The sequence below is a fragment of the Streptomyces sp. NPDC058812 genome, assembly GCF_042744565.1.
GTDB classification, from domain to species: Bacteria; Actinomycetota; Actinomycetes; order Streptomycetales; family Streptomycetaceae; genus Streptomyces; species Streptomyces thinghirensis.
On sequence record NZ_JBHYOB010000052.1, the window covers coordinates 1 to 4783 of the forward strand.

At 70.5% G+C, this 4783-nt stretch carries 7 protein-coding genes; 4 read left to right on the forward strand and 3 right to left on the reverse strand.

Features of this window, described 5'->3' with window-relative positions:
- Positions 1-144 precede the first annotated feature (144 nt).
- The 3 genes from ACFW48_RS38335 to ACFW48_RS38345 all read right to left on the reverse strand — a co-directional run bounded on the left by ACFW48_RS38335 (position 145) and on the right by ACFW48_RS38345 (position 2243).
- The gene (locus ACFW48_RS38335; protein WP_386323252.1) at positions 145-786 is read right to left on the reverse strand and encodes a hypothetical protein; all 642 of its coding nucleotides are present in this window, start codon (positions 784-786) and stop codon (positions 145-147) included.
- A gap of 326 nt (positions 787-1112) precedes the next feature.
- The gene (locus tag ACFW48_RS38340) at positions 1113-1388 is read right to left on the reverse strand and encodes a helix-turn-helix domain-containing protein (RefSeq protein WP_386323254.1); all 276 of its coding nucleotides are present in this window, start codon (positions 1386-1388) and stop codon (positions 1113-1115) included.
- A 99-nt stretch (positions 1389-1487) separates the two neighbouring features.
- A complete protein-coding gene (locus ACFW48_RS38345) occupies positions 1488-2243 on the reverse strand; it encodes a GntR family transcriptional regulator (protein WP_386323256.1) in 756 nt (251 codons plus the stop codon).
- 449 nt (positions 2244-2692) lie between these two features.
- Here ACFW48_RS38345 and ACFW48_RS38350 point away from each other — a divergent pair, with 449 nt between their 5' ends.
- The 4 genes from ACFW48_RS38350 to ACFW48_RS38365 all read left to right on the forward strand — a co-directional run.
- Positions 2693-3088 (forward strand): WhiB family transcriptional regulator, encoded by a 396-nt coding sequence (locus ACFW48_RS38350; RefSeq protein WP_386323258.1) that lies wholly within the window; start codon positions 2693-2695, stop codon positions 3086-3088.
- A gap of 50 nt (positions 3089-3138) precedes the next feature.
- Positions 3139-3723 (forward strand): hypothetical protein, encoded by a 585-nt coding sequence (locus ACFW48_RS38355; RefSeq protein WP_386323260.1) that lies wholly within the window; start codon positions 3139-3141, stop codon positions 3721-3723.
- Entirely contained in the window at positions 3720-4178 is a 459-nt protein-coding gene (locus ACFW48_RS38360) for a hypothetical protein (RefSeq protein WP_386323261.1), read from the forward strand. Before ACFW48_RS38355 ends, ACFW48_RS38360 begins: the two co-directional genes overlap by 4 nt.
- Positions 4175-4783: hypothetical protein (locus ACFW48_RS38365; RefSeq protein ID WP_386323263.1), on the forward strand; the 609-nt coding region annotated here is incomplete at its 3' end. The genes ACFW48_RS38360 and ACFW48_RS38365, both read left to right, overlap by 4 nt.

The following is a 4783-nucleotide window of genomic DNA, read 5'->3' on the forward strand; positions in this document are numbered from 1 at the left end:
CGGTTCGCGGCGGAGCCGCCCACAGCCGCCGGAGTTTCCTCGCCCGCGCCCGAGCACGCACCCGCACGCGCGAAACCACCCGCATCTTGGCCTACGGCCGAACCACGGGGTTTTTCGGGTTCTGGATCAGGGCTATGGACAGGGCTATAGACATTGGGCAGCACGGGTGCTGCTACCCCCCTGTGTCTGAGAGGCCTCAGGTTCGGGTGATTCGATGGCGGATGCCGCGCTTGCCGGCGCGGCCGTATCGCGGTTCTCGGACGAGGCGGACGCCGACTGGGCCGCCCGCTCGGACCGCAGCTTCTTCGTGCTGACGCCCTTGGCGACGCCGCCCTTGCGGACCTCGCCGGCGGCCCGCTTCGCTGCGCGCCGCTCCTCGATGCGCCGCTTCGCCACGTCGGCCGCCAGGACCCCGGGCGGCAGAGGGTCGATCCACTCCCCGTGCCCGGCGTACATCAGCGCCGCGTCGTGCAGCTCGTACACGTTGGCGTCGTTCAGGTCGGGATTGTCAGGGTTGGTCCGCTGGTGGACGGACCAGAGGCCGGCGACCTCGCCCTCGAAGAGGGTCCGGTCCAGCGTGGACAGCGAGCAGCCCAGCTGGCGGGCGAGCTCCGGCCGGTACGGCCTGCCCCGCTCGGTGTCACGGGTGTGCGTGTCGGCGTACGAGACCAGGATCGAGTAGAGGGTCCGGCAGTTCGTGGAGTACCGGGGATCGCACACCCACCGGTTGCACGACTGGCCGAACGGCAGGTTGCCCCCACGCCGCACCTCGGGGTACAGGCTCACCGAGCACCCCCCACCAAGATCGCGAAGGTGTCGGTCCAGCTCGTCGGCCGGTACCGGGATGCTGCGTAAACGTGCAGGTCAAGCACGGGAATGATCTCCCCTGATAGGGGAGCCGCGGACGGCAGTGTGACCAGACAGGGACCCAGGATGGTGGCCTCTGGATGTCAGGCCGCCTATTCTGGGTATCGGTGACCACGCGGGCCATAGGCCCACGGGCATCACCCCCGGCGAGGTCACCTCACCGGACACGACTCGGGCTGTGGAAGGTCCTGCGAGTCGATTGCTGAATGGGCCGCCCTGCGCCAACAGGGCGGCCATCAGCATTTCTAGGGTGTTGCTGTTGAGGTAACGGCTTCCGGGTGTTGCTGAGCCAAGCCCCGGAGGAACCTGCTGTAAGCCGCGCGGCGTACTCCGCGAGGCTCTGCGAAACCTGTCTCCCACCGAGCGACCTGCACGCGCCCCACGCCGATAGCGTGGGCCACCTGTGCTTGAGTGAGGCCAGCCGCACGCCGCAACTGACCCCGCGCGCCGGTCGTTGGCAACCACGTGGCCTGTGACAGAAGTACGTCAACTGCGTTCAGCGGATCATGAGCAGTCGTCACTACACTCCCCCCAACATCGTCTAGCGAAAAAGATACACACCAGCTACCTGCTGGCGCAGGTCTCTTGGGCGTGTCGCCGAGCCTGGCGATGTTCCAGGCTCACCTCGCTGCGAGGGGCAGGTTGTCGTAGCTGAGTTCCAACCGGTCTGCAGGGGCGACGGCTCGCATCACTTCCAGGGGGCGGCCCTGTGCGTCCAGAGTGAGCCGCTGCACGGTAATCACCCAGACACGGCCGCCGATTCGCAACTGAGCGGCTTCGTCTTCGGTGGGCATCCGGGCGCCGACGGTCTCGCTGGCGCTGATGGGCTGATGGCCGGCTTCTGCCAGTGCGCCGTAGATGCCGCCCTCGACCTTTCCATCCTGGTCGAGCCCTGCCGCCTCAGCGATGGTTGAGGGATACCAAGCCTGCTGGAGCTGGACGACGTCGTCTGGGAGCACGATGGCCTGGCGTACGCGGTAGACCAGTTCGTCGCCCTCGTTGAGGCCGAGAAGTGAGGCCAGGTTGGCGTCCGCCGGCACCCGTTCGACCGAGACGAATCGCATGCGCCCGTCCAGGCCGATGGCTGCGGTAGCGGACTCCCAGGGCCCAGCGGTGCCGCCTGGCGCTAGCACCTGGCCATACCGACTCAGAGGCAGTGCGATTGAGCTAGTGGAGCGGACGATGGTGCCGGCTCGCTTGGATGAGTAGACGAGCCCTTCGTCTGCCAGAGATGCGATGGCCTTGGTCACCGTCGCCTTGGAAACGCCGTGATCGGCCATGAGCTGCGCATTCGTAGGCAGCCTGCTGCCCACTGCGTACTCCCCCGCCGCGATCCGTCGGCGCAGTTCTGCGGAGAGGTCTCCGGAACTAGTCATGTGCTTCCACCTCCTCGTACTCAGCTACACCTTATCGCCTAGGCGTTATTGACAACAGTCGAGCCTCCAGGCATTCTCATTAATGCCTAGGCAATAACTCGCTGGTGATGGCCTGCTTTGGGTTGCCTGGGTGTGCCCGCCTGCAAACGCTGGTGCCCGGTCGGTGAGGACACACCGACCGGGCGGCGGTGCACGAGGTTGCAGCCTTGTGCACCGCTGTCGGGGGGTCCGCTCTGAGAGGACGCCGACATGGCGATGGTGACAGACGCATTCCGCAGGTGGCGGGTGCAGAGGTGTATGCGCGGTGCTGTGGTGCGGACCCGGACGGTTCTGCCGTCCCGTTTCTGCGCCGCGGCGTCCGTCCCCGCGGCGCCGCCGGAGGCGACGAGCCTGGGTGAGGACGAACTGTGTGTGCGTGCGAGCCTGCGTGCGCTGGGAGTAGAGCTGTGATGCGCGGGGTGCCCCCGCTGCCGGCTGGCTGGACTGCTGCGCGTCCGGTCGACTGGCTGGACCGGTTGTGGGAGTACGAGGACCTGGCCCCCGCTCCGGCGGTGCGGCGGGAGCGGTTCGGGGGTGCGGCCTGCACGGGCGTAGACCCGGAGCTGTTCTTCCCGGAGCCGTGGGAGCTGACCCCGGTCGATCAGGACGCGTCCCCGGCGGAGCGGGAAGCGCTGGCGGTGTGCGCCGGGTGCCCGGTGCAGTCCTGGTGCCTGACCCAGGATCTGGAGCAGTCTTCCACCGCGTCGAAGGTCATCGGTGTGCGTGGAGGCCTGCGTCAGTCGGAGCGTCGGGCCCTGCACGCCCGGTTGTTCGGCCGACGGCCGCGGAACTGGGCACGGTCGTGAGCGCCCCCACTGCGGCCGGGAGGGCCGCCCGCTCCAGGAAGCGAAAGAAGATGCGCAACGCGGCTGCCCCGGCTGCACCGGCGCAGTCCACCCGGTGGGGGTCGCTCCGCCGTAACGGTGGTGCCGTTCCGGCCGAGGTGGCGGTGCAGCCGTCGCGGTGGCGGTGGCTGGCCTACAACGGCGGCGCGGCCGCAGTCGGGCACGGCCCGCTGTGGGGGGTGGCCGGTGATCCGATGGCCGGCGCGACGCTCATGGCGGACATCAACCTGTCGCTGGCGCCGGTCGCCACGTTCACCCTCACCTGCACCGCCGCGTACGCGGGGTGGAAGGCGGGCCGGCTGCTGCGGGGGCTTCCCGGGCTCGCGGGTCTCGCGGCCCGCCCGGTTGCCGCGATCGGCGCCGCCTTCTGGGGCCAGGGCACCGGGCCCCTCATCACGGACTTCATGGCGTGGTCCGCCCCGTGGTCGGCGCTGCTGGCCCCCCTCGCGGTGGCCGGCGCGTTCGGCGCCGTGTGCTGGCTCTACCTCGAGCGGCACGCCGCCTGCTGGGCGCAGCCCCTGCGGTGGGCCGCCCGGATCCCCCTCGCCACCGTGACCCTCTCCTCCCTCCTCTACGCCCCGGGGGCCCTGCTGTGAACACGACTCAGATCATCGCCACGGACGTCGTGGTGGCTGCCGGGCCCGTCTTCGGGTCGGTCGGGATCTCCGGCCTGGCCCTGGCCTCCGGGCTGCTGCTCTTCCTAGGCGTGCGCGGCTCGGACCGCATGAAGCTCGACCGCGACAAGGCCGGCGGCTGGGGCATCGCGTTCGGCACGCTGGCCGTGGCGGCCGGTGAGCTGTGGGGCGACGTCGTCCGCGGCATCTCAGAGGTGCCCACGTCCGTGATCCAGGGCTCCGGCCTGGGGAACATCGGCCTCGGCGGAGTCGCCCTAGCCCTGTCCATCCTCACGTTCGTCCCCAAGTGGAAGAAGACCCTGTGGCCCGCGCTGCTGGGCATCTCGGCCGGGGTCATCTACGGGCAGGCCGGCGGCATCTGGAGCATCGGCGTGGGCCTGGTGCTCAAGCTCGCGAACATCGTGGGCGCGCTGTGAGCACTGGAGCGCAGGTCCGGGAGATCGTCCGGCCGGGGAGCGCGTTCACCGCCCTGTGGTCCGGGTCGGTCGTGCTGGCGGGCATGGTCTGCCGGTGCGGCGGGAGGGCGCTCGGGTGGGCCTGGGACGTGGCCAGCGTGGACGCCCAGGCGACCGAGGCCGCGCAGGCCAAGGCCGACAAGGCGGCCCGCGCGAAGGCGGCCAAGGCGAAGGCGAAGGCCCGCACGGCGTCCAAGGCGGACCAGGACGACGACGCCGAGGACGACGACCAGGAGCCGGAGGACGACGCCACGGTGACGGCGCCTGCGGTCAAGCCGGTCCGCCGCCCGGTGCCCGAGTCCCTGGGGCTGGCCGCGTTCGGGGGCCTGCTGGCCTCCGGCGCGGTCGGCACCGCCGCAACCCTGATCTGGCCGTACGCGCAGCAGCTCGGCCCGTACCAGGGCGTACTGGCCACGGCCGGGGGCCTGGGGTGGGCGGTGGCGGCATGGATGCTCACCCCCGCCCCGGCGGAGGCCGAGGACGACGGCCAGGAGCCGGACGCAGAGGCGCAGCAGCCCGAGGTCGAGGACACCGAGGCCGCGGAGGCGGCGCCGGACCGGGGTACG